Source organism: Laspinema palackyanum D2c (assembly GCF_025370875.1).
Taxonomy (GTDB): Bacteria; Cyanobacteriota; Cyanobacteriia; order Cyanobacteriales; family Laspinemataceae; genus Laspinema; species Laspinema palackyanum.
This window is the reverse complement of record NZ_JAMXFD010000046.1, coordinates 1-22872: the sequence shown is the minus strand read 5'-3', so window position 1 is coordinate 22872 and position 22872 is coordinate 1. Positions and strand designations below refer to the sequence as shown.

Genomic DNA, 22872 nt, shown 5'->3' with positions numbered 1-22872 from the left:
AAACTTTAGGTTGAGAAGCCTATTAAATTGGATGTTTACTTAAGTTTTAGCATACCCAGTACGGGAGAACCTGAATTAGAAGGGTATGAACGGTGGGATAATACGTTTTATGAACAGTCGGAAAAATTGCGATATTTAATTCAAAGCCCGGACCAACGCGAGACTCTCAAACAGATTATTGAATTAGGCGATCGCGTTAATGAATTTGACCGACGCTTAATTTCTTATATTAAACTGGGCAAAATGAATAAAGCCGAGCAAACCGCTCGCAGTGGAGAAGGCAAACAGGCTGCCACCCGCCTGAAAGAACTGGTGGAAAAGTTTACCGCCACTGAACAAGTGATTTTAGCTGGGAGAACCCAAGAGAGGGCTGATGCCTTGGTATTTCTGTCTCAAGTCGTCTTTGGAACCGCCGGAATCACCACCCTGTTAGGAATCATCATCGGCGCAAAAATTTCCGCAGCGATCGGCCAAAAAATGAACCAACAAGCCGCTGCGATCGCCAAATCCGCTGCGGAAATTGCCGCCACCATTGAACAACAGGAACGCAGCGCCGTCTTCCAATCCGCTGCCACCAGCGAAACCACTACCCACCTCGATCGCTTAAGCTTCTCCTCTCAACAAGCAGCAGAGGAAACCACCCATTCATCCGCCTGTGCCGATCGCGCCCTCACCCTCACCCATCAAGGTGCCACCGCCGTCGCCCAAACTTTAGCGACAATGGCAACCCTCGAACAAAAAGTGCAGGATATCGCCGGGGAAATCGGCTGTTTAAACCAAAAAACCCATCAAATCGCCGAAATTGCCCAATTAGTCGCCCAACTAGCCACCCAGACGAATATGCTGGCTTTAAATGCTGCGATCGAAGCCGTTCGTGCCGGGGATAAAGGCAGAGGATTTGGGGTGATTGCCACTGAAATCCGCAAACTCGCCGATCGCAGTAAAGAATCCGCCGATAAAATTCACCTCCTACTCGCAGATATCGAAGCTACCCTCCGTTCTACCATCAAAGTCACCCAGGAAGGAACCACCACCGTCAGCGCGAGTAGTCAGATTACCCAACAAACCGCTGAGGCATTTCGAGGCGTTCGTGAAGCGATCCATCAAGTCGTTGCCAGTACCGCCGAAATTTCCATCGTCGCTAAAGAACAAGTCACCGCAATCCACCAAGTCCTAGACGCTACGAATACCATTGATACCTCGGCGCGAGAAAATGCTGCCGGAATCACTCAAGTTAAAATCGCCATCCAACAACTCAATGATGCAGCCCAAGCATTGGAAGCAATGGTCTAGTAGAATGCGGGATGAAATTGGACTTTTTAACCCAGGGTTCTCTATCAATTCCGGCATCGCTCTCCAGCCTAAAGCCTGTATGATTTTCGATTTCCTGAATCTTTTCCTGATTTTAATATGCTTAAAAATCATTCATTATTCCGGCCAAATTCCCTCAATTTTCACTCAAACTTTTGCAGTTGTGGCCAGGTTCATTCCCCAGGAAACTACTTTATTAATTCCCCAGCCGATGTCCTCAATTTGAGTAAGGCTGGGGAGCAATTTTCCAACCCTTCTGTGAGCCAGCGCGTCACCGGAAATCATCACTCCCCTGAAAGCCCCCACCGCCGGGAACCGCTGCTCAATCCTGTAATAGCCGAGTCGCAACCCGAGGTGGCTTCTGCGATCGCCCGATTTGGGGGACTGGATGCGGTGATGGCTTCCGCCTATGGAATTGACCCCGAGAGTGGCATTCAAGATATCCTGCCTAATCGTCCATTTACCAGGCGGAAATTTTTACAACAAGTTGCCATTGCTGCGGCATTGACAGTGACAACAAATTGTGCTAATCCCGACCCAAAAGAAGCCGATTTATCCCCCATGAGCCGGTTAGAAAAAACCCATCTGAAAATCGGCTTTATTCCCATCACTTGTGCCACACCGATTATTATGTCCCAACCCCTGGGATTTTATCAGAAATATGGACTGAATGTAGAACTGGTAAAAATGGAGAATTGGGAACAGGTCAGAGATTCAGCAATCGCTGGGGAACTCGATGCCTATCATCTGCTCTCCCCCATGCCCATTGCCATGACCTTGGGCCTGGGTTCTCAACCCTTTCCGATTAAACTGGCCAGCATTGAAAATATCAACGGTCAAGCCCTTGTTTTGGCATTAAAACATCAGGATAAAGTTAAAGAATCTAAAGATTTTAAAGGGTTAACCCTGGGCATTCCTTTTCCCTATTCGATGCATAACTTATTATTGCGGTATTATCTGGCCAGTAATGATATTAATCCAGACCGAGATATTAACATTAAACAGGTTCCGCCCTCCCAGGCGATCAAATTAATGAAAGCGGGAGAACTGGATGGCTTTCTGATGCCCGATGGCAATGCCCAACAAGCGGTCTATGAAAAAGTCGGGTTTATTTACCTGCTGACCAAAGACCTATGGGATGGACATCCCTGTTGTTCCTTTGCAGCATCTAAACCTTGGATTGATAAACATCCCAGCACCTTTCGCGCCTTGAATAAAGCGATTATTGATGGCTGTAATTATGCCCGAAATCCAGGGAATCGGAGGGAAATTGCCCAAGTGATCGCCGCCCCGGAATACCTGAATCAGCCGCAATCGGTGTTAGAAGCCGTCTTAACTGGAACATTTGACGATGGATTAGGTAATATCCGGACCGTGAGCGATCGCATTGATTTTGACCCCTATCCCTGGAAAAGCTTTTCCTACTGGATTACCGCCCAGTTTGCCCGATGGGGAATGGTGGAGGAGCAAAACATCTCCCACGAGGCGATCGCCGACGAAGTATTTCTCACCGGATTAGCCCGACAACTCGCCAAACAACTGGGCCAAACCCCACCCACCATCATCCTCCGGTATGAACAACTAAAATTTGGCCTCTTCGACCCCAGTGAACCCGACGCCTACCTGCAAGGGCAAATTCAAAAACATGGATTTTAAAACCGTTCGGGAACAACCCGAACGAGGTGCCGATTAGAATGAATGATCAAGAACTCCGAGGAAATGGCATCCCCGGGGTCCCTGTGGCGTCCAGATAAAATAGCCGATTGAACAAAAAATAGCTGTAGACTGACGACGACTTGATAGGCGATCAACACTTCACCCTAAAATCAAAACAATCTCAAAGCTAAAATATCATGACTGTTGCTAGAACGATTTGTCTCGGCTTTCTGGTGATAATTGCGATCGGCACCATTCTGCTGCTGCTGCCCGTCTCCACCAGTGATGGGACCTGGAACAATTTCGTCACTGCTTTATTTACCGCCACCTCTGCCGTCTGCGTCACCGGCTTAATCGTCGTCGATACCGGCACCCATTATTCTGGATTAGGCGAATTTTTCATTGTCTTGCTGATTCAACTGGGTGGACTCGGTTACATGACCGCCAACACCTTTTTACTGTTGCTACTGGGACGGAGATTGGGATTGCGGGACCGGGTCGCCATTCAACAATCCTTAGATACCGCAGAAATGTCCGGGGTGGTCCCCTTGGTTCAGTCCATTATTGCCATGACCCTAGTCTTTGAACTCACCGGGATGTTCGTACTCCTGTTGATTTTTACCCCAGACTTCGGCTTTAACTATAGCTTGTGGCTGTCAATTTTTCATAGCATTAGCGCCTTTAACAATGCTGGGTTTAGTTTGTTTGCCGATAGTTTAATGGGCTATGCCGGATCCATCCCCATGAATTTGGTGATCACCTTCTTGGTGATTTTTGGGGGGATTGGCTACCAAGTCATTATGGAACTGTATCTGTGGCTGCGCGATCGCATTTCCAGAAATCCCGAACGGGTCGTCTTTTCCCTTCATTTTAAAATCGTCACCAGTACCACCCTATTACTCCTGATTCTAGGCACGATCGCCTTTTTCTTCACCGAATCCTCAAATCCCCGGACCCTGGAAAATGTAGATTTCCTCGAACGGCTACTCTGTGCCTGGTTCCAGTCCGTCATCACCCGGACTGCCGGATTTAACAGTATCGATATCGGTCAAATGACCACAGCGGGCCTGTTTATCGCCATTGCCTTAATGTTTATCGGGGCCTCTCCAGGCAGTACCGGAGGCGGCATCAAAACCACTACAGTTCGCATCCTAACAAGCTGCACCCGTTCCGTACTCCAGGGACGCCACCAGGTACTCTGCTTTGAACGCCAAATTCCCCCAGAACTGATTTTAAAAGCCGTTGCCGTCGTCCTCAGTTCCCTCGGGGTCGTCGTAGTAGCCACCATTTTGCTGGCAATCAGCGACCCCAAAATTGAATTTATCCAACTTTTCTTTGAAGTCATCTCCGCCTTTGCCACCGTCGGTTTATCGATGGGTATCACCGGAACTCTCTCCCCCCTAGGCCAAGTGGTAATCATCGTCACTATGTATGTAGGCCGCGTGGGAACAATCATGCTCATGAGCGCCATCATCGGAGACCCCAAACCCTCCAACATCCGCTATCCAGAGGAAAATTTGTTAGTAGGATGAAGGGATTGGGGGAGATGGGGAAAGTTCGTAGTAACGACTTTAGTCGTTACCGCGTGACGAAAGCATTGGCTTTCGTCACGCCCATCTGAGGCCCGGTCTCCCCTCCCCAAGTAGGCGGTAGACCCTCGGATTGCTCCTGTTATGGCGATCGCCATTCCCTGGAGAGCAACGACTGAAGTCGTTACTACAAACATCCTCCCCAATCCCTCCATAAGTACAAATCTCCCCCGAAAGTTGGTACTCTAACAAAAGGAAATTATGCTCTTGCCGTCACGACCTCTCCGCTGAGGGGGCGCAATAGATTCCAGACCCTGGATTCAAAAGGCAGTTGGCGGCACTCACGAATGAGATGGCATTTCTCGTGGCATCTGAATCCATTGATTCCAATCCAAGGTAGCACCTGTGAATCTATCCTCTCTGAATTTCTTTCGCAATCTGCGTTCAGACAATAAGCAATTTGCCGTGATCGGGTTAGGGCGCTTCGGTCGCGCCGTCTGTGATACCTTACACGGATTGGGGTATGAAGTGCTCGCTATTGACGTCGATGAGAAAAAAGTCACCCAAGCGGTGAGCGAACAAATTGCAGCACACGCCTTGCAACTGGACACCACCGAACCCTCAGCAATTCAACAGGCAGGAATGACGGATTTCGATACGGTGATTGTCGCCATCGGGAATTTCTTGGCCCAGAGTATTATTACAACCCTTAACCTCAAAGAAGCTGGGGTTAAGCACGTTGTCGCAAAAGCTTCCTCGGAAATTCACATGAAATTGCTCAACAAAGTAGGGGCTGATCATGTGGTATTTCCGGAACGGGAAATGGGTTGTGCTTTGGCGCGTACAATCACCACCCCCAGTATCCTCGATCGCTTTGAACTCGACCCAGAACATAGCATCGTTGAAACTATCGTACCCCCCACATTCCACGGTAAAACCATTGCTGAACTCGAACTTCGCAATCGCTACGGTCTAAATGTCCTAGCCGTTAGTCAAGATGAAAAATTTGAGATTAATCCCCCCGCAAACCGGCGTCTCCTAGGGGGAACAGTGATGGTCGTCATCGGATCCAATAAGGCGATCGATCGGTTGAGACCTTGAGAACACTATCGGGGACAGGTAGCAGATTCGCGGTCTAGGACCCCAAAACAATCCTTGTAGAGATGCGAAATGTCGCGTCTCTACATTTATTTTTTCAAGGGTTAGGAATATTGGGGGCTGGGAGTTGAGGAATTAAACTATACTTAGAGCCTATAAGTTATCAAAAAATCATCCTTATGTTGGGTAAATTCTTTAAAAAACCCTCTGCCGAACTCGGCGATCGCGTTCCCCCCGGACAACATCTGGCGACGGGTTTTCCTGTCCTCACCTATGGGGATACGCCGCAAATTTCTTGCGATCGCTATTCCTTAAAAGTTTGGGGTCTGGTCGAACCTCAAACCTTTACCTGGGATGATCTCATGGCCATGCCCCAACAGGAGTTTACCGCCGATTTTCACTGTGTCACCCACTGGTCTAAACTCGATGTCAAGTGGAAGGGAATCAAAGTCCTCGATTTCATGAAGCACCTCAAGGTCGATGAGACAGCAATTTGCATCATGGAACATTGCTATGGCGATTATACCACCAATATTGCGATCGCCGATTTCCTCCGGGAAGAAAACTTTTTCGCCCATACTCTATTTGATGAACCCCTAAGTCCCGAACATGGCGGACCCCTCCGCCTCGTTGTCCCTCATCTTTACGCTTGGAAAAGTGCCAAATGGATTAACGGTTTAGAATTTTTAGCGGAAGAAGCATCCGGATTCTGGGAACGCAACGGTTACCACCGTCGAGGAGAACCCTGGGCAGAAGAACGCTACAGTTACTAAAGTTCATCTTCAGTCGTTATCCGATGTTCGTAGTAACGACTTCAGTCGTTATTTCCCAGTTCGTAGTAACGACTTCAGTCGTTATTTCCCAGTTCGTAGTAACGACTTCAGTCGTTATTTCCCAGTTCGTAGTAACGACTTTAGTCGCTTTTTATAAAGATAAGGCATAAATCCGGGACCGGGTTAAAGATCGCCCCGGGTGCTCTGAACAACAATAACCGATCGCCTTCGGGATCAGGATCTGCAGACCATAAAAATACCTGCTCCTGGGGTGAGGAGCAGGTTTTTCAAAGGAAGGTGTACCAGCATGTTTATCTTTCTGCTTCTATTGTGCAGTGAGTTTTCATCCTTGTCATCAGGAAAAATACGAGGGTGGTTTGTGGCGACATCCGTAATTTTGCTGAGGACTCCTCGAAAGGTTGGCGATCGGTTGCTTCCCTGATTCCAACGGTTGATCAGCAAAGCCCCAATTAAAATTTCCCTACTCTTGAAGAGGGCAATCCAGTCCAGGAAAGCCCCCTTCTGGATCTAACTTTTCGTTTCTTCTAGTCCGAGTCAGTTGGACTCGGTTTCATCCAAATTACAGACCCAGGGAAAAATTGCACGGATCATATCATCTAGGGTTGAGCTTTTACCCGCATCGGTCTAACCCAGTGCCTCATCGTCTTGTGGGGGATGGGGAAATATTTTGGCCATCATGTAGCGTGGGTTCAATTGTCCCGATTGCTGCCGGGGACCGTCGCCGCCATCTGGGGGTGCAATGCAAATGGCAGTTTGGTGAACTCCGACCATAATTGCCATGACTCCGTTGATGATCCCATCGATCCGTTCGATCAGGTTTTGAGCTTGCTCTAAATCCGGTGTCAAAATAAAAAAGGTTTTGACTCCCGTTGGGGAAGGCGCAAGGCCAAATTGACATTCTCTTAATAATTCCTGAGTCGGGCGATCTACGGAATCGTAGAAACGGTTGAACAAGGCTTGATAAAAGGATTCAGCAAGCTGGCGATCGCCAAAGCTGGGTTTATACAACATAATAACTCTCAAAGGTAACAGCGTTTCTAGGGCTTGAAAATACGGCTATGGTTCTAGTGTGGCCGTTTTTAATGTGACTCACTGCGATCGCTATCCGGGTAGAACGTGACTCTCATCAGAATTTGCAGTGATGCAAATCCGCGTCAGGTTGTGTTTTCCTCTCCGACTTTGCCGGGGTTTCACAAGGCTGCTTTTGCCTCCACTGTGCTTTTGCCGCCGTCGGCATTCGGGCAAACCGATTACAGATTCCTCCTCAAGGGCGGGTCCGCTGTGCGCGGAGCTCATTGATCCCGAGCGGGTTGTCTTGAGCAGTTAGAACTAATACCGGAAAGACCCCGCTAATATGTTTTCGTTCCAGTTCGACTCCTTTTACCCTGTAAGGAGCGAATTTTTGGGTGGCTTACTCCTCGACTTGGATCTTAGCTCGTTTTTTTACGATGTCCCTCAAGTTTTCAGGTTACTCCAAACCGGCGCAATCCGAATCCAACCTCCAAATCTGAATGATCCGTGGGTTAGAACGGCTTGGGTGTTCCTTGAGCACCGGGCTAAGGGAGGACACGGACCCCAACGGTTCCGAATGTCGCACCGCGATCGATTCTACTCCTATCTTTCCTCTTTTCGCTCGGTTATAAACTAATGTAACGATTTTTCTGGCCGAAAACCATAAGACTAAAGGTAGATACGATAGAAATTTCTATCATCAGGTATAGATTATCCCCTCTTTAGGCCCGCCGATATCTGTTGGATTTCCCGGTTAAGATGCGATCGCCACTGGATGTTGTGGCGAGTCAATCGGCCAAAACTTGTCCGGCTTTTATAACAATTCTTCTCCAGAATATTGAAAAATTTAAACGCTCATGGTCTTTCTTCAAAAACATCCTAGGTAACAAGTGGGGACTTTTCCCGGGCGCGATCGGTCTTTCGCCTCACTGCAATCCGGTTGAGGGGTGAGGTATCTGTTGTCGCGATCGCACGGGAATGGCTAGACTGTAATTTTAACAAAGATGGGGTGTTCAAGCCCCGATTCAAGAGGATAAACTATGGCAAATTATGACCTGCGAGGAGAACTCTATCGCGGCTGGATCGTCGTTCCGATTCTGGCAGAAGATATTTTTTTTTACGAATTTCATAGTCCCGAGGGATACCGGAATATCAACCTCAGACCCTTTGATACTCCCGAAGACGCGCTCGCCTACGCCCGAGATGAAATCGATCAGATCATTGAAATTTTTGCCAAAGCCGCTTAAAAAGGGCGAGTTGCAACAGCATCGATAAACTCATCCAAGTCCGTCGCCACCGTCTTACATCTATCAGACCAGAAACCCAGTTTCTGGTCCTGATTTTCAGTGGATGAGCAAAAATCCTCTCAAAAAAACCCGGTTTCTCACCCCCTCCTCAACCAGCATCCGAAATACTCAGTTTCTGGACCAGACGGCTTGATATCATCCCCATTCGGGTAGAAAACCCCGTTTTTGCTTCCCAGGCAGTTCAATCTCCGGATTGTACTTCTGCCTCTCAATAGCCTGATAAGCTCACCTTATCTGTTTGATTAGAAAAACTAGGGTAACAACCCCTTTACAAATCGTTACAAACTCGTTAATCTAAAAACATCATAACTACCTCGACAAACCAATAGCAATCATAAAACTATGACCACCACTTTACAGCAGCGCGAAAGCGCTAATCTGTGGGACCGCTTCTGCGAATGGGTCGCTTCTACCGAAAACCGCCTCTATATCGGCTGGTTCGGCGTGTTGATGATCCCCACCCTCTTAAGCGCTACCGTCTGCTACATCATCGCCTTCATCGCTGCTCCCCCCGTGGACATCGATGGTATCCGCGAACCTGTTGCCGGTTCTTTACTGTACGGAAACAACATCATCTCTGGTGCAGTTGTTCCTTCCTCTAACGCGATCGGCTTGCACTTCTACCCGATATGGGAAGCAGCCAGCTTGGATGAGTGGCTCTACAATGGTGGCCCTTACCAGCTCGTGATTTTCCACTTCCTCATCGGCATCTTCTGCTACATGGGTCGTGAGTGGGAATTGTCTTACCGCTTAGGTATGCGTCCTTGGATCTGCGTTGCTTACTCTGCACCTGTTGCAGCAGCTTCTGCAGTGTTCTTGATCTACCCGATCGGCCAAGGTTCTTTCTCTGATGGTATGCCTTTGGGTATCTCTGGAACCTTCAACTTCATGTTGGTGTTCCAAGCTGAGCACAACATCCTGATGCACCCCTTCCATATGTTAGGTGTGGCCGGTGTGTTCGGTGGTTCCTTGTTCAGTGCCATGCACGGATCTCTCGTTACCAGTTCTTTGGTTCGTGAAACCTCTGAAACCGAATCTCAAAACTACGGTTACAAATTCGGTCAAGAAGAAGAAACCTACAACATTGTTGCCGCTCACGGTTACTTTGGTCGTCTGATTTTCCAATATGCTTCCTTCAACAACAGCCGTTCTTTGCACTTCTTCTTAGCTGCTTGGCCGGTTGTGGGTATCTGGTTCACCGCTTTGGGTGTGTCCACGATGGCCTTTAACTTGAACGGATTTAACTTCAACCAGTCCATCATTGACTCCACGGGTCGTGTTGTGAATACCTGGGCTGATGTGATTAACCGGGCTAACCTGGGTATGGAAGTGATGCACGAGCGTAATGCTCACAACTTCCCCCTTGATTTGGCTGCTGGTGAAGCGACTCCGGTTGCTTTGACTGCTCCTGCTATCAATGGTTAATCTCTCAAAAGAATAGAAAAAGCGCCTCCAATTTGGGGGCGCTTTTTATTTGGGTATTTTTCCGACTGATATCAACCCAAGTCTATCGTGATGAGGCCGAAGGCATTCTCCCAAAGCGTTATCCCCTTTCTCCCCTTGAATAAGGGAACTCGCACTCCGTGGGATGAATTGGGGAATCCATCGGTGGTGGGTAGGGGATAATCAGGGGGGTTAGAGTTTCCGCAAACAGGGTAAACGCCGACTGCGGCGATCGGGTCGGAATTCTAAACCAAAGGTTTTATAATCTGCGGAACTCAGTACCCCGAACCGATTTAATTTGACGCTTCGAGCACCATCGATGCTAGAAACAACCGATTCTGGATCGCTGGCATCGCCGCCTAGTTTCTCAAATGCCTGTTTGACCGTGAGCCATTCGATTGTCCCCCGCTGGTTTTTGGTTGCAGCAGGGGTCGTGACCTCTGGAGTAGATTTAGCGCGAGTTCTACGTTTTGTGGGAGTGGGTTCCTCTGCCGGAGGCGCAGAAGCGATTGTTTTTGTTTTAGAGGTTTCTTTTGCGGCTGGGAGCTTTTTTTCGGTTTTAGCCTGACGCCGCCGTCCATTGGGAGTTTTGGTGGTGGTTTTGGTTTTAGACTGCTTAGAGGCCGGGGGTTCGGCAGGTTCTTTGGAGGCCGGAGGTTCGGCAGGTTCTTTGGAGGCCGGGGGTTCGGCAGGTTCTTTAGAGACCTTGCTTGCTTTGGTTTCCTTGACCGTGGAGGTTCTTTTTTGGCCTTTCGTTGCAGTTTTTGTGGTACTCGGAGTCTCGACCGGGGTCGGCGCTTCGGAGGAACTTAAGCCTTCTTCTAAGACGCTGACTCGTTTGGTTAGACGGGATAGAACATCGGAATCTAAACGATCCATGACGCTAGAGATTTTTACCTCTAGGTCTTCTAGTCGTTTTAGTAGGGTGGTATCAGGAGTTGTTGCAGGGGTTGCAGGGGTTGCAGGGGTTGCAGGGGTTGCAGCAGTTGTCGTCGGGGTGGGTTGAGCTACTTCTCCGGAAAAGACTTGTTGGAGAGCTTTAACCACGACTTCGGTGCGATTGGAACTGGTGGAGACAACAATCTCATCGATCGCCTCTAAGAGTTCTTCAGGTAGTCTTAAGGTAACTGGTTTGGTTGGCATTTTCTATAACGTCATACAGGGTTATCCCATCCTATAGCGTCTTGGGGACGTCATACAGGGTTAATTTGGGATTTATAGATCGAAAATACATCGAAGCGCGTCCACTTTTAGCAACGAATATTACTAGAAGGGTTAGATCGCGTTTCCGAATGTGATGAAAGGTTGCTCTGAGTTGGCAGCCGATCGCGCTTGTAGACGGACGTTCTCCCTGGGGAGTGCGCCGTTCTGTTAACCTTTATAACACGACTAGAAAACAGTTTCCTACTGACAAGTCTAGTTATTTGATGGGCACGATCGCCCTGGCGTTGAAGACATCCGGTTGAAAAATCCAGTGGCAAAGCACTGGGGGAACCCTGCTCCAATCTTTTTGTCCGTAAGACTTTCTGTCTTGCGCTATTGATTGGACCGATCGCGATTCAGCCGGTTGTCTCTCCTGTGGTATTGATATGGCTCTGCATCACCAATCCTGTTTTTTATTGTAAAGTGAAGCCGTTGATTTCGTCAAAAACTTTTGTTTTTTGATTAGCCGATCGCCACCGGAGTGCGATCGTCCGGTTATTTCACCTATCTCTACCCCTCTGAGTTGACTTGAAACAGAGCAGACTTTTATTAAAAGGAATACCCTACAGCAGTGGCTGGTTAATTGTACCGAATGGAGCGGTTCGCTATTCTTGATCTATCCCGGAATCCTTAACCCCTAGGATGCGGGTCAAGTTGTTGATCACCGGGACAAGAAACCGGGTTTCTGCATGAGATTGATGGCGAATCCGCAGAGATTTTCTAAAGAAACCCCTCTGTCTTCCCCTTATTGTACCGACGCTCTCTTTTGAGGCGATCGCTGGATGAACTGTGGCTGTCGCGCTTGCTAAATCATTTAAGTTGGGTAAAATAGATGAGTCTGAAATCCCTAGGGTGAGGCCGTCCTCGACCCTTGTTTATACCAATTTGGGTTTAAACTAACTTCATTTCCGGACTAAAACTCAGGGGCGATCGCCTCAATAAAATGTTTCCCCCTACCCCCTAAAATAAGAGCAGGATTCCTTCGATTAATGATTCGGGCTTAAACCAATGGAACAGCGGTTCCATTTCATCGGGAGTCGCCTAATAGCCAAGGGCGATCATCCCATCGCAATGGGATGACTCCGAACACTCCGGTGAATATTCGGCAATCCAATCGGTTCAAACCCCTCTAGTATTTGTACCGACGGTCCCCCATCCTTCCCCTAATCGGGTTGACTCTTCAAAAGATAGCTACCTTTTACCCCAGAGGAAAAGCCCGCTCAGATTGGGCTAAAATTCAGGGGGATTTGATATCACGAATTTCCCCTGGAGGCCATCTGAACCCAGAGAAGAGATTCAGGGATTTGACAGTTGCCTCATCCGGTCAAACTTGTCACCGTCGGGAACTGCAACCCGGACAATATTCCCATTGACCCGGTACAAGGCAAAAGGCTGTGCCTTTTGCCTCTCGGAAAAATTGGAGAAATTTTTTCAGAAAAACCCGCAGAGGGAATCTGATGCGATCGCCTCCCCACATTGGGTGTTAATTCTGGGCAATCACTCCTGAGATGAGCAAAACTATCCCCCGGGGAAAAGCGCACCTACTTGTAATATTTCGCAATATTCATGATAGTTGGGCAGGGGATAAATGGGGTTTGAGATGGGAAACTGGAGGGGGTGAAGTGGCGATCGCTGACGATCACAAAGACTCTCCTTTGGGAGAAACTCCACGGTTTGAAGGGTGCAAAGGACCAGTCCCATCTCACACCCCGGGGGGAATGGTGCAACGAGTAAAACCAGCAGAAATCCCTAGGGATAGAGTACCCCTGCTATTTATACAAAGTGGCGATTCATCCACTGCACCGACGCACCGCGACACATCGCTAAACCCTTGAAATACCAGGCTTTTCCAGGGAATACATCGGTTCCAATTCCCGGCCAACCCCTGGTGAAATATAGGCACTCAATAGCCGGTGTACCGCCTTGCTATGGCACTCCGGTGAGGCCGTGAAATTTCCCCTAACCCCTAACCAACCCTAGGGGGAACGGCTGGACAGAAATACCCAGGTGTTTCTAAAACTCTAACCGACTGGCCCGAAATTGAACTCGAAGAAAGGGGCGAACCGTTCCCACTCGGCCAGCGATCGCCCCTAAATCTTTCCTTGCTTCCAACTCTCGGGTTAGACTAAAGACAAGTGACATTAAGCCTAAAATTGAGTTAGGCAACTCCATCCCCAAGCATCCCGCCAGAATCTAGCCTAGAAGCAATTCAGTATTTTTTCTGGGCAAAAAATAAAGAAACCATTAAAATCACCAACAGCATAGTAACTTTGCCCGGGAAAGGTTGAATCTTAAGAAGAGTTCACTCCCCAATTTAAAGTCTAAATAAAAAAAGGTATATCCAATGGTCATTCCCGTAGAACCCACCCCTCTCTCCTCCTCAAGAACTCGCCAATTGACTCCGATTAAATCCGTAAAGTCTAGTCAACCGAGGCAAGAGACTCGCAATCCAGGGATTGTGTTGGAACTGCTCGATCTAGCCTGGAATCACGACGATGAGAGCATTCCTGGAACCGGGGAGGGAAAAAACCCTGTTACATCTGTGCAAAATCAGGAAAGCCATCCGCAAAGACAGTCTAAACCTGTTCGGGTTGAGATGAGTTTTCGCCTGGATTCAGACCACTGGAAAGACTTGATGCAATCCATGGCGATCGCCATTGAGGAACAACAATCCTGGCAATGGGAAGGTCACCTGATCACTGCGAATCCCCAAAAGAATCAGCAACAGTCAGTCGAAAATCCGGCGCAACCAGACCCTCCGTTGACCGGGGAAGTGCCCCGGGTCAAGGGTTACTCTAACCGGAGTTGCGGGACATCAACCCGGGATTTCTCTGGGGAATGCAACCGGGACCCTGACCCTCAACTGGATCATCCCAGTTCGGGTTCATCCTACCTCAAGGCGGTGGTGGAGATTCAGGAACAGTTACTCAGGGCTGTAACGCCAGATTTCGAGAGGGAAACTCAGCTCTATCAAGAAATTCTACAACGACTGGCCCAGGTGTCTGGTGCAACGGGTGCCTACTTCTGGGAAACCCTGGAGGCAGGAGATGGGGAGGGAACGGGTTTACGATCGCAGTGGTATGGGGACAACTTACCCAGGAAGGGGACGGTCCCGAGTTTACCGGATTTAGAGCCGATCACTACCTCTGAGGGACAGGCGATTTCTCTGGCAGTGGCGGAATTGCCGGAATCCGATCGATCTTTTTTTGCCGATCGCCCGATCGCCTCGATTCTGCTAATTCCCGCAATTGTCGATGATTGTTGTCTGGGATGGATGGGGTTTGAGTATCCTCACGGGAAGTCGGTTAGTCCCGAGGAAATCCCTGTATTGCAAACCGCAGGACGGGCGATCGCTGCTTATCGAAGACAGTCTAAGGGAGATATTCAGGGGAGTGGTTTATCCTCGGTCCCGGAACCTTGGGAGGCGATCGCCTTGTTAGAACCCGAGGGAACCCTTCTGGAGATTGACACCCGGGGAGACAGAGGCGATGGGGATTCAGGGATGGTAGAGGAAGTGGGTCTGCTCTTTTGGAACAGTCGGGGGTGGGTCCCTCCGGAATGCCAGGAAACTTTCCCTCAGAATAACGCAGTACAAGAACAATTAAAGCAGGCGATCGCCACAGCGGCGGAGGGGGAATTCGTTCGCGGTTGTCTTGAGATCGACTTAAGCAACGGCAGGGGGGAGGGGGTTAAGTTTTCTATTAAACCTGTTTTTGATCGCTATCATAAAGTAGCGCTATTGATTTGGAAAGGACAAAGGGCGATCGTACCGGATTGGGTTCAAACATCGGAAGAATCATCGGCAGAACCGGAGAGTCTGACATCGAATCCGAATCCTGGGGATTGCCCTGGAGTGCAACCGATTCAATTACAATCTTCGATGTTATTAACCGTCAAACTCAGACAATCGCGGTCCTGCATCCGCCAACCTCATCCGACATCCGGCGATCGGGACGCCTCAACGGGGTTGTTCCTCAACCCGACCAAAAAACACCCGAAGCGCTTTCGGGTGAGGATTCCGACTCGAACTCCCGTGAATCCTGTTCGGCAGATGAGCCCCTCTGGATCGTGGCTGGAGTGGGGTGTAAATCAAGCATCCGATGCCATTGCCATCACCGACCTCAACGGGATTCTCACCTATCAAAATAGAGCATGGAAGGAACAATTTGGATATAGTCGGGATGAAATCAATGCCGCAGGAGGGATTTGCCAACTGTACGGCACTCCAGAACTCGATCGCGAAATTTGCCAAAGCGTCCGCAGAGGGTATAGTTGGTGTGCAGAAGTCTTGTTACAAAAAAAAGACCGAACGGGCAAGACGGCGTTGTTGCGCGCTCATGCCATTCCCGATGACACCGGCGCAGTGGTGGGGATTTTTAGTATTTATACCAATATTGTAGAGGTGACGATCGCCGATTGCGAGGGACAACCCTTGTCGCAATGCGATCGGGAAAATCAGAAGTGTCTCGATCGCCTTCAGGAAAGTAACCGACGCTTGCAATTAGCCCTGGAAGGCAGCAATTTGGAATTATGGGATTGGAATCTGGAGACGGGAGATTTGTTTATCGGGAAAAAATGGCGGGCGATCGCCGACTGGATGCCCGATGAAACTGACAATCCGATCCAATCCTGGCGCAGACTGATTCATCCGGATGATTTGCCTCGGGCGATCGCCGCCTGGAACCAGCATCTCAACGGCGGTGCGCCGGTTTGTGAAAGTGAATACCGGATTCGCACCAGAACCGGCGAATGGCGGTGGATTCTGGACCGGGGAAAGGTGGTAGAACGGGATCCCCAAGGCAAAATCCTCCGGATATTAGGGACTCACAAAGATATCACTCACCGCAAACAGTACGAAGAAGCCCTGGAAAAGGAACGCCTGCAACTGCGAGAAATCATTAATCGAGCACCCGTGGCGATGGCAATGCTTGATCACGATTTGCGCTATATTGCCCATTCTCAAAAGTGGTTGAGTGATTACGGGGGCACCCTTTCGGGTCATAATCCTTCCTGGATCGGATGTCACTTTTTTGAAGTGATGCCGGATCTATTTGAACAGTGGGGTCCTCTGCTGGAACGGGTTCTAGCTGGAGAAGCCATCTCTTCCAGCGAAGATTGCTGGGAACGGGCTGACGGGTCTAAACTCTATCAGCGTTGGGCGATTCAGCCTTGGTACAGTCCCACCGGGGCAGTTGGAGGAATTGCCATTGTCACCGATAATATTAATGAACTGGTGGAAGCTCGGGAAACTGCCCTAGAAGCAGCCCGAATCAAATCCCAATTTCTCGCCAACATGAGCCATGAAATTAGGACCCCAATGAATGGGGTGTTAGGAATGACGGGTTTATTATTACAAACCCCACTTTCTCATCAGCAACGGGATTGTGCTGAAACCATCCGCATCAGTGGGGAACATTTGTTGCGGGTTATCAATGATATTTTGGACTTTTCTAAGCTGGAAGCCGGAGAAATGAATCTCGAATCGTTAGATTTTCAACTGTCAACTTGTATTGAAGCAGTCGTCGATTTATTAGCGGCTCCAGCTCATCAGAAGGGTTTAGAATTGGCCGTCTGGATTGATCCGAAGGTACCGCAACACTTAATCGGAGATGCAGCCCGCCTCCGTCAGATTCTGTTAAATTTGATTAACAATGGGATTAAATTTACGCCTCGGGGGGAGGTGGTTGTTCGGGTCAATCAGTCGATTAAGCCGGAGTCTTTGGATGCCAGAGGGCAAGAAGTCTGGCTGCGGTTTACGGTGCAAGATACGGGGATTGGGATCCCGAGCGATCGCCAAGACTCACTGTTTCAATCCTTTTCTCAAGTGGATACTTCCACCACCCGACGCTATGGGGGGACGGGTTTGGGATTGGCGATTTGTAAACAATTGGTAGAACTGATGGGGGGCGAAATTGGGGTGGAAAGTTACCCCGATCGCGGCTCGAATTTTTGGTTTGAACTGAAGTTTCGCAAACAGGGGACTCGGGTATCCGGTTCGATTCCCCGTTGTGCGCTGCCCATTGCCTTAACGGAAGTTAAGGTATTAATCGCCCAGGGAAATGCCGCGACTCGTCAATCGTTAAGATATTTAGCAGCGGATTGGGGGATTAGTATTGATGAAGTGGCAGATTATAGCAGATTATGCCAGACTTTGCAAGAGGCAGCTACCACAGGACGACCCTATAAAGTGGCGATCGTTGACCTTCATTTGCTCTTAGGAATTGAGAGCGATCGCCACGAGGACGCAGACTCTCAAGACGATTGTAAAGACTGTACAGATTGTATCCTCACTGACGAGTCTAATCCCGCCCTCGTCGAGGAATTTATTCAAAAATTCTCCCCATTTCCCCCACAAACGTCCCTCTTTTTGATGACAACTCTCCCCTATCGCGATCGCGCCCTGGGACTGGTCCAATCCTTGCAACAGCGCGGGTTGAGTTTTGTAGAAGGACATCTGGTCAAACCCGTGCGATCGTCGGAACTCTTTAATAGTCTCATGACTGTGGTCCTGCGCCCGCCAACCTTGCCCTCTCAATCCCGGGGAGGCAGTCCCCTCGTTTCTCAACCCCCCATCACCCCAGTGCAACCCCGGATTCGTTCCACTGTGAATATTTTAGTGGCAGAAGACCACCCAATTAATCAACAGGTGATTCTCCATCAATTAGAAGCATTAGGCTATCAAGGAGAATGTGTCAGCAATGGAGTCGAGGCGATCGCCCGCCTCGGCCAAAAGCGCTATGATATTGTCTTGATGGACTGTCAGATGCCCGGATTAGATGGCTATCAAACCACCCAAGAAATCCGCAAACGGGAAGCAACCGGGTCCCTGTGCCAGTCTGGCGATGGCGAGTCCCCGCACCCGTCTCAACCTCACAAAACCGTGATCATTGCTCTGACGGCTCATGCCATGTCTGCGGAACGGGATAAGTGTCTCGCGGCTGGGATGGATGACTATATCAGCAAACCCGTCCATCTGGATCACTTGAGTGCGCTGCTAGAACGGTGGATTGTTCGAGCCGATCAGCTCATCAACCCCTTGATCCAACCCCCAAAACCGGATTCCTCGACTCGGCATCTGCCTCCCGAACGGATTTCGGCGATCGCCTCAGACTCCGCACCCCCCATCAACCTAGACCGTCTCGAAGAAGTCTCGCGCGGCAAAAGAGCACTCCAGCGCCGCCTATTAGAGGCATTTGCCACCACTGCCACGGCGGATACCCAGGCGATCGCCTCCGCCATTCAAGCCAATGATTGTGTTAAGGTTGACCGGGTATCCCATCGGCTCAAAGGATCCAGTGCCAATGTCGGCGCGCAAGGGATGTCGGTCCTAGCGGAACAGATAGGCACTCTCGCTCGGGAAAATCGCTTATCTGAAGCCAACTCACCTTTATCTCGCTTGCAAGCTCAATTACAGAGCGTTCGCGAGTTTATTGACACTCATCTAACCGAGTTACCTTAAATCCGAAGGTGAAACGGTTACCCAACCCCCTCCGATATTTTAACCGGGGCTGAGTTGTGAATCAGCCCCTCTTGTTCAGAGGGGTTTGGGGGGATAGGCTTCCAATTCAAAAGACCAGAAACCGCGTTTCTAGCTTTCACAGATAGACTAAGAAAGTCAATGGTTTGGAAACCTCCCCAGATTCTAAAGGGGTAGACGGTCTAAATTATAATAAAACTCAGGGTACGTTAGGTTTAGATTCCCTGGACCAAAGAAAAAAATTAAACGCAAAAATTATCAATGATAACCAGATTATGGGTAAAATTTTAGCGATTGATGATGATATTACGGTGCAGATTGTTTTGCAAGACTTGCTCGAAAGTGAAGGTCATGAGGTGGCGATCGCCTCCGATGGAAAGGAGGGTATTCATCAGGCAGAACAACTCCGTCCCGATTTAATTATTTGCGATTGGATGATGCCCCAATTGGATGGATTAGCCGTCTGTAAACACGTCAAAGCCAACCCTGCTTTATCCAGTACCTTTTTTATTCTCTTAACTGCCCGGGAACTGGTGACCGATCGCGTGATTGGTTTGGACTCCGGGGCCGATGATTTTCTCTCTAAACCCATCGACACCGAGGAACTCATGGCCCGGGTTCGCGCCGGTTTACGCCTGAGTAAAACCCTCAATGATTTACAACGCGCCCAGTCTCAATTAATCCAAAGTGAAAAAATGTCCAGCATTGGTCAACTCGTCGCTGGAGTCGCTCATGAAATCAACAATCCCGTTACCTTTATTTACAGCAATCTCAGTCATCTCCAAGAATATACTCAAGACTTAATTGACCTGGTGCAGTTATATCAACAAGAAGTCAATCAACCCAGTGAGGGGATTCAAACTAAACTCGACTCCATCGATTTGAATTTCATGCTGCAAGATTTACCGAAAGTTATTGGTTCGATGCAACATGGGAGCGATCGCATTCGCAAAATTGTCTTATCTCTTCAAGAATTTACCCATTTTGAACGCTCGGGACTCCAGTGCATTCAAATCAATGAAGCCCTGGAAAATACCTTGTTAATTTTAGGTCATCGCTTACAATCTAACGCCACTCATCAACAAATTCAGGTGATTAAAAATTACGGAAAATTACCGGCAATTGAATCCTATGCCGCCCAAATTAATCAATCTTTTTTGCAAATCCTCAATAATGCCATTGATGCCATAGAAACTTCCCGTTTATATTCCACTTCTAATCCCGGTTGTTTGACCATTCAGACTGAAAATTTAAGTGAAAATAGAGTTTTGATTCGGATTGCCGATAATGGTCCGGGAATTCCCGAATCCGTTAAATCACAAATTTTTGACCCTTTTTTTAGTACAAAACCCGTTGGGTCAGGAACCGGCCTGGGATTATCAATGGTTTATCAAATTGTGGTACAGCAACATCAAGGGAGCATTGAATGTATTTCCAATCCGGAAAAAGGAACCGAATTTAAAATTGAATTACCCACCCGCATCCAGTCAGGTAAATCGAGCGATCGGCCGAGTATCAAGACAGAAAATTTTGCCTTACAGCAACCAGAATGAGTAAGAGTAAATCACAAGAAGTTGTAAATTTATCCCCCGCCTGTAGGGGCGATTCGAGAATCGCCACGACTCCTAAATCACGTCCCTATTTCTAACTTCAGACTCATTTAAGTTAAGCTAAAGCTATAACCTCCTCTTTCCCCTACCATTGCTTATGTCCGATCGCCCCATTTATCTCGACTGTCATGCCACCACCCCGGTAGATCAACGGGTGATGGAGGCAATGCTGCCTTATTTTACCGACTATTTCGGGAATCCTGCCAGCATCAATCATCAATATGGATGGGAAGCAGAAGCGGCAATCCAACAAGCTAGAGAGACCCTAGCTGATGCCATTCATGCCACCCCAGAAGAAATTATTTTTACCAGTGGTGCAACGGAAGCCAACAATTTAGCCATTAAAGGCGTGGCAGAAAGTTATTTTCAAAAAGGACGGCATATCATTACGGTTCAAACGGAACATAATGCCGTTCTTGACCCCTGTGCCTACTTAGAAACCTTGGGTTTTGAAATTACCTATTTGCCGGTTCAATCCGATGGATTGCTGGATTTATCCGAGTTAGAAACAGCCTTGCGTCCGGATACCGTGTTGGTGTCTGTGATGGCGGCCAACAATGAAATTGGCGTCTTACAACCGTTAAAAGAAATTGGGTTATTGTGTAAAGAAAGAGGGATTATTTTTCATAGTGATGCAGCACAGGCAATTGGCAAAATTCCTCTGGATGTGCAGGAGATCCAGGTGGATTTAATGTCATTAACGGCCCATAAAATATATGGACCAAAAGGGGTAGGTGGACTCTATGTTCGTCGGCGTAATCCTCGGGTGAAAATTGCCCCCCAGATTCATGGGGGAGGACATGAGAGAGGATTGCGATCGGGGACACTTTATGTGCCTCAGATTGTCGGATTTGCCAAAGCGGTGGCCTTAGGATTGGCCGAAATGGAGTCAGAATGCGATCGCCTGACGACATTGCGACAGCGGTTATGGGAGCAATTGCAATCTTTGGAGTCGGTGTTTTTGAATGGTCATCCCACCCAACGATTGGCCGGTAACTTAAATATAAGTGTGGCAGGAGTGGATGGTCAAGCGTTATTGTTGGGACTGCAATCGGTGATGGCAGTGTCATCGGGTTCCGCTTGTACTGCGGCTAAAATTGCGCCGTCTCATGTGTTGGAAGCAGTCGGGCGATCGCCGGAGTTGGCATTTGCTTCAGTGCGATTTGGCATCGGGCGATTTAATACCGTTGAGGAGATTGATAGAGTGGCACAACAGGCGATCGTCACGATTGAATCGTTACGGAAAGTTCGGGGAGGATTGTTGAGGTAAGAGGGAGGAACCACTGATTTCACGGATTTTCACTGAGGGAGATTGGAGGGGTTTTCGAGTAGCCAGTAGGTGATCATTGGACCTTTTCCTTTGACGGTAATGGGTCCTCGTTTTTGGAAGATAAATTTGTGGTTGAGGCGATGATAGGTTTCGGTGGTGACTTGAATTTTACCGGGAAGGCCGGAGGATTCCATGCGGGATGCTACGTTTACGGTGTCTCCCCAGAGGTCGTAGATGAATTTTTTGAGGCCAATGACTCCGGCGACGACGGGTCCGGTATTGATGCCGATTCTGATTTGAAAGTCTTGGCCGGTGATGATGCAAAATTCTTGGACGGCTTTCAGCATTTCTAGGGCCATTTCTGCGATCGCCTCGGCGGAATCAGGACGTTGTACCGGCAATCCCCCCACGACCATATAGGCGTCTCCGATGGTTTTGATTTTTTCTAATCCATATTTTTCGGCAAGGCGATCGAAGGTGGAAAAAATATGATTCAGCCATGAGACTAACTGAATGGGAGAGACGCGAGAGGAGAGGGTTGTAAATCCTACAATGTCAGCAAATAAAATGGTAACATCGGGGAAATAGTCTGCGATCGCAGTTTGATTGTCTTTTAAGCGTTTGGCAATGGCGGCGGGGAAGATATTGAGTAATAATTGTTCTGATTTTTCTTGTTCGGCTTGAAGTGCTTGGGTCCGATCGCTGACTTTTCGTTCTAGCGATCGCGAATATTCCGCGAGTTGTTCATGGGAGGATTTGAGTTGAGCACTCATCTGATTAAAGGCTTTGGCTAAGTTCCCCAATTCATCGGACCGATCAACCCAAACCCGGCGTTCAAAATCTCCATTGGCGATCGCCATACTCGCTTGACTCAGTTGCCACAGGGGACGGGTAATCCATCGCGCTGTGATTAATCCCACTCCAATGGCTAGAATTAATGCCACTAAAGATAAGTGAATCGTGGTCCGGGTATTCGCCTGAATCCGTTCCATAAAATCGGATTCGGGTACAACCACCACAATCAACCAATCCAAGTTTTCCCCTTCGGAAAAGGGGACAACTTGGACAAACTTACGGTCACCTTTAATCCCACATTCCGCAGGTAAAATAGGAGAGTTGAGGAATATTTTAAAACCATGACAGACATAGCATCTGACATCATA

Annotated in this window: 16 protein-coding genes; 11 read left to right on the top strand and 5 right to left on the bottom strand. The window is 48.6% G+C overall.

What is annotated here, in order from left to right:
- The first annotated feature begins 27 nt into the window (after window positions 1-27).
- The 3 genes from NG795_RS27345 (at window position 28) to NG795_RS27335 (ending at window position 4499) form a co-directional block, all read left to right on the top strand.
- Window positions 28-1293, top strand: coding sequence for a methyl-accepting chemotaxis protein (locus tag NG795_RS27345; RefSeq protein ID WP_367291768.1), 1266 nt, complete (start codon window positions 28-30; stop codon window positions 1291-1293).
- A 276-nt stretch (window positions 1294-1569) separates the two neighbouring features.
- On the top strand, window positions 1570-2967 hold the full coding sequence (locus NG795_RS27340; protein ID WP_367291767.1) for a CmpA/NrtA family ABC transporter substrate-binding protein: 1398 nt from the start codon (window positions 1570-1572) through the stop codon (window positions 2965-2967).
- A gap of 197 nt (window positions 2968-3164) precedes the next feature.
- A complete protein-coding gene (locus tag NG795_RS27335) occupies window positions 3165-4499 on the top strand; it encodes a TrkH family potassium uptake protein (RefSeq protein ID WP_367291766.1) in 1335 nt (444 codons plus the stop codon).
- On the opposite strand, the gene NG795_RS27330 is transcribed toward NG795_RS27335, so the two are convergent.
- Complete coding sequence (locus NG795_RS27330) at window positions 4469-4693, bottom strand: hypothetical protein (RefSeq protein WP_367291765.1); 225 nt, start codon at window positions 4691-4693, stop codon at window positions 4469-4471. The two genes, NG795_RS27335 and NG795_RS27330, sit on opposite strands and share 31 nt — an antisense overlap.
- A gap of 208 nt (window positions 4694-4901) precedes the next feature.
- Between NG795_RS27330 and NG795_RS27325 the strand changes: the two genes are divergently transcribed.
- From NG795_RS27325 to NG795_RS27315, 3 genes are all read left to right on the top strand, one after another.
- A complete protein-coding gene (locus NG795_RS27325; protein ID WP_367291764.1) occupies window positions 4902-5597 on the top strand; it encodes a potassium channel family protein in 696 nt (231 codons plus the stop codon).
- Between the two features lie 176 nt (window positions 5598-5773).
- Window positions 5774-6367, top strand: a complete 594-nt coding sequence (locus tag NG795_RS27320; RefSeq protein ID WP_367291763.1) for a sulfite oxidase-like oxidoreductase — start codon at window positions 5774-5776, stop codon at window positions 6365-6367.
- Window positions 6368-6390: 23 nt separating this feature from the next.
- Window positions 6391-6537 (top strand): hypothetical protein, encoded by a 147-nt coding sequence (locus tag NG795_RS27315; RefSeq protein ID WP_367291762.1) that lies wholly within the window; start codon window positions 6391-6393, stop codon window positions 6535-6537.
- Between the two features lie 475 nt (window positions 6538-7012).
- Here the strand turns inward: NG795_RS27315 and NG795_RS27310 are convergent, their stop codons facing one another.
- Window positions 7013-7399: a hypothetical protein gene (locus NG795_RS27310; protein WP_367291761.1), complete on the bottom strand. Its 387-nt coding sequence runs from the start codon at window positions 7397-7399 to the stop codon at window positions 7013-7015.
- A gap of 1040 nt (window positions 7400-8439) precedes the next feature.
- On the opposite strand from NG795_RS27310, the gene NG795_RS27305 reads away from it, so the two are divergent.
- Both NG795_RS27305 and psbA read left to right on the top strand, forming a co-directional pair.
- Complete coding sequence (locus NG795_RS27305; protein WP_367291760.1) at window positions 8440-8646, top strand: hypothetical protein; 207 nt, start codon at window positions 8440-8442, stop codon at window positions 8644-8646.
- 402 nt (window positions 8647-9048) lie between these two features.
- Window positions 9049-10131 carry a photosystem II q(b) protein gene (psbA, locus tag NG795_RS27300; RefSeq protein WP_261197103.1) on the top strand — a complete coding sequence of 361 codons (1083 nt, stop codon included), beginning with the start codon at window positions 9049-9051 and terminating at the stop codon, window positions 10129-10131.
- A 210-nt stretch (window positions 10132-10341) separates the two neighbouring features.
- Here psbA and NG795_RS27295 read toward each other — a convergent pair whose 3' ends face one another.
- Both NG795_RS27295 and NG795_RS27290 read right to left on the bottom strand, forming a co-directional pair.
- On the bottom strand, window positions 10342-11292 hold the full coding sequence (locus tag NG795_RS27295) for a ribbon-helix-helix domain-containing protein (protein ID WP_367291759.1): 951 nt from the start codon (window positions 11290-11292) through the stop codon (window positions 10342-10344).
- Window positions 11293-13365: 2073 nt separating this feature from the next.
- Window positions 13366-13494, bottom strand: coding sequence for a hypothetical protein (locus NG795_RS27290; protein WP_367291758.1), 129 nt, complete (start codon window positions 13492-13494; stop codon window positions 13366-13368).
- 202 nt (window positions 13495-13696) lie between these two features.
- On the opposite strand from NG795_RS27290, the gene NG795_RS27285 reads away from it, so the two are divergent.
- The 3 genes from NG795_RS27285 (at window position 13697) to NG795_RS27275 (ending at window position 21709) form a co-directional block, all read left to right on the top strand.
- Window positions 13697-18811, top strand: coding sequence for an ATP-binding protein (locus NG795_RS27285; protein WP_367291757.1), 5115 nt, complete (start codon window positions 13697-13699; stop codon window positions 18809-18811).
- Between the two features lie 293 nt (window positions 18812-19104).
- Window positions 19105-20382 (top strand): sensor histidine kinase, encoded by a 1278-nt coding sequence (locus NG795_RS27280; protein ID WP_367291756.1) that lies wholly within the window; start codon window positions 19105-19107, stop codon window positions 20380-20382.
- A 154-nt stretch (window positions 20383-20536) separates the two neighbouring features.
- Complete coding sequence (locus NG795_RS27275; protein ID WP_367291755.1) at window positions 20537-21709, top strand: IscS subfamily cysteine desulfurase; 1173 nt, start codon at window positions 20537-20539, stop codon at window positions 21707-21709.
- A 29-nt stretch (window positions 21710-21738) separates the two neighbouring features.
- Here NG795_RS27275 and NG795_RS27270 read toward each other — a convergent pair.
- A partial coding sequence (locus tag NG795_RS27270; protein WP_367291754.1) for an adenylate/guanylate cyclase domain-containing protein occupies window positions 21739-22872 on the bottom strand: 1134 nt, incomplete at its 5' end.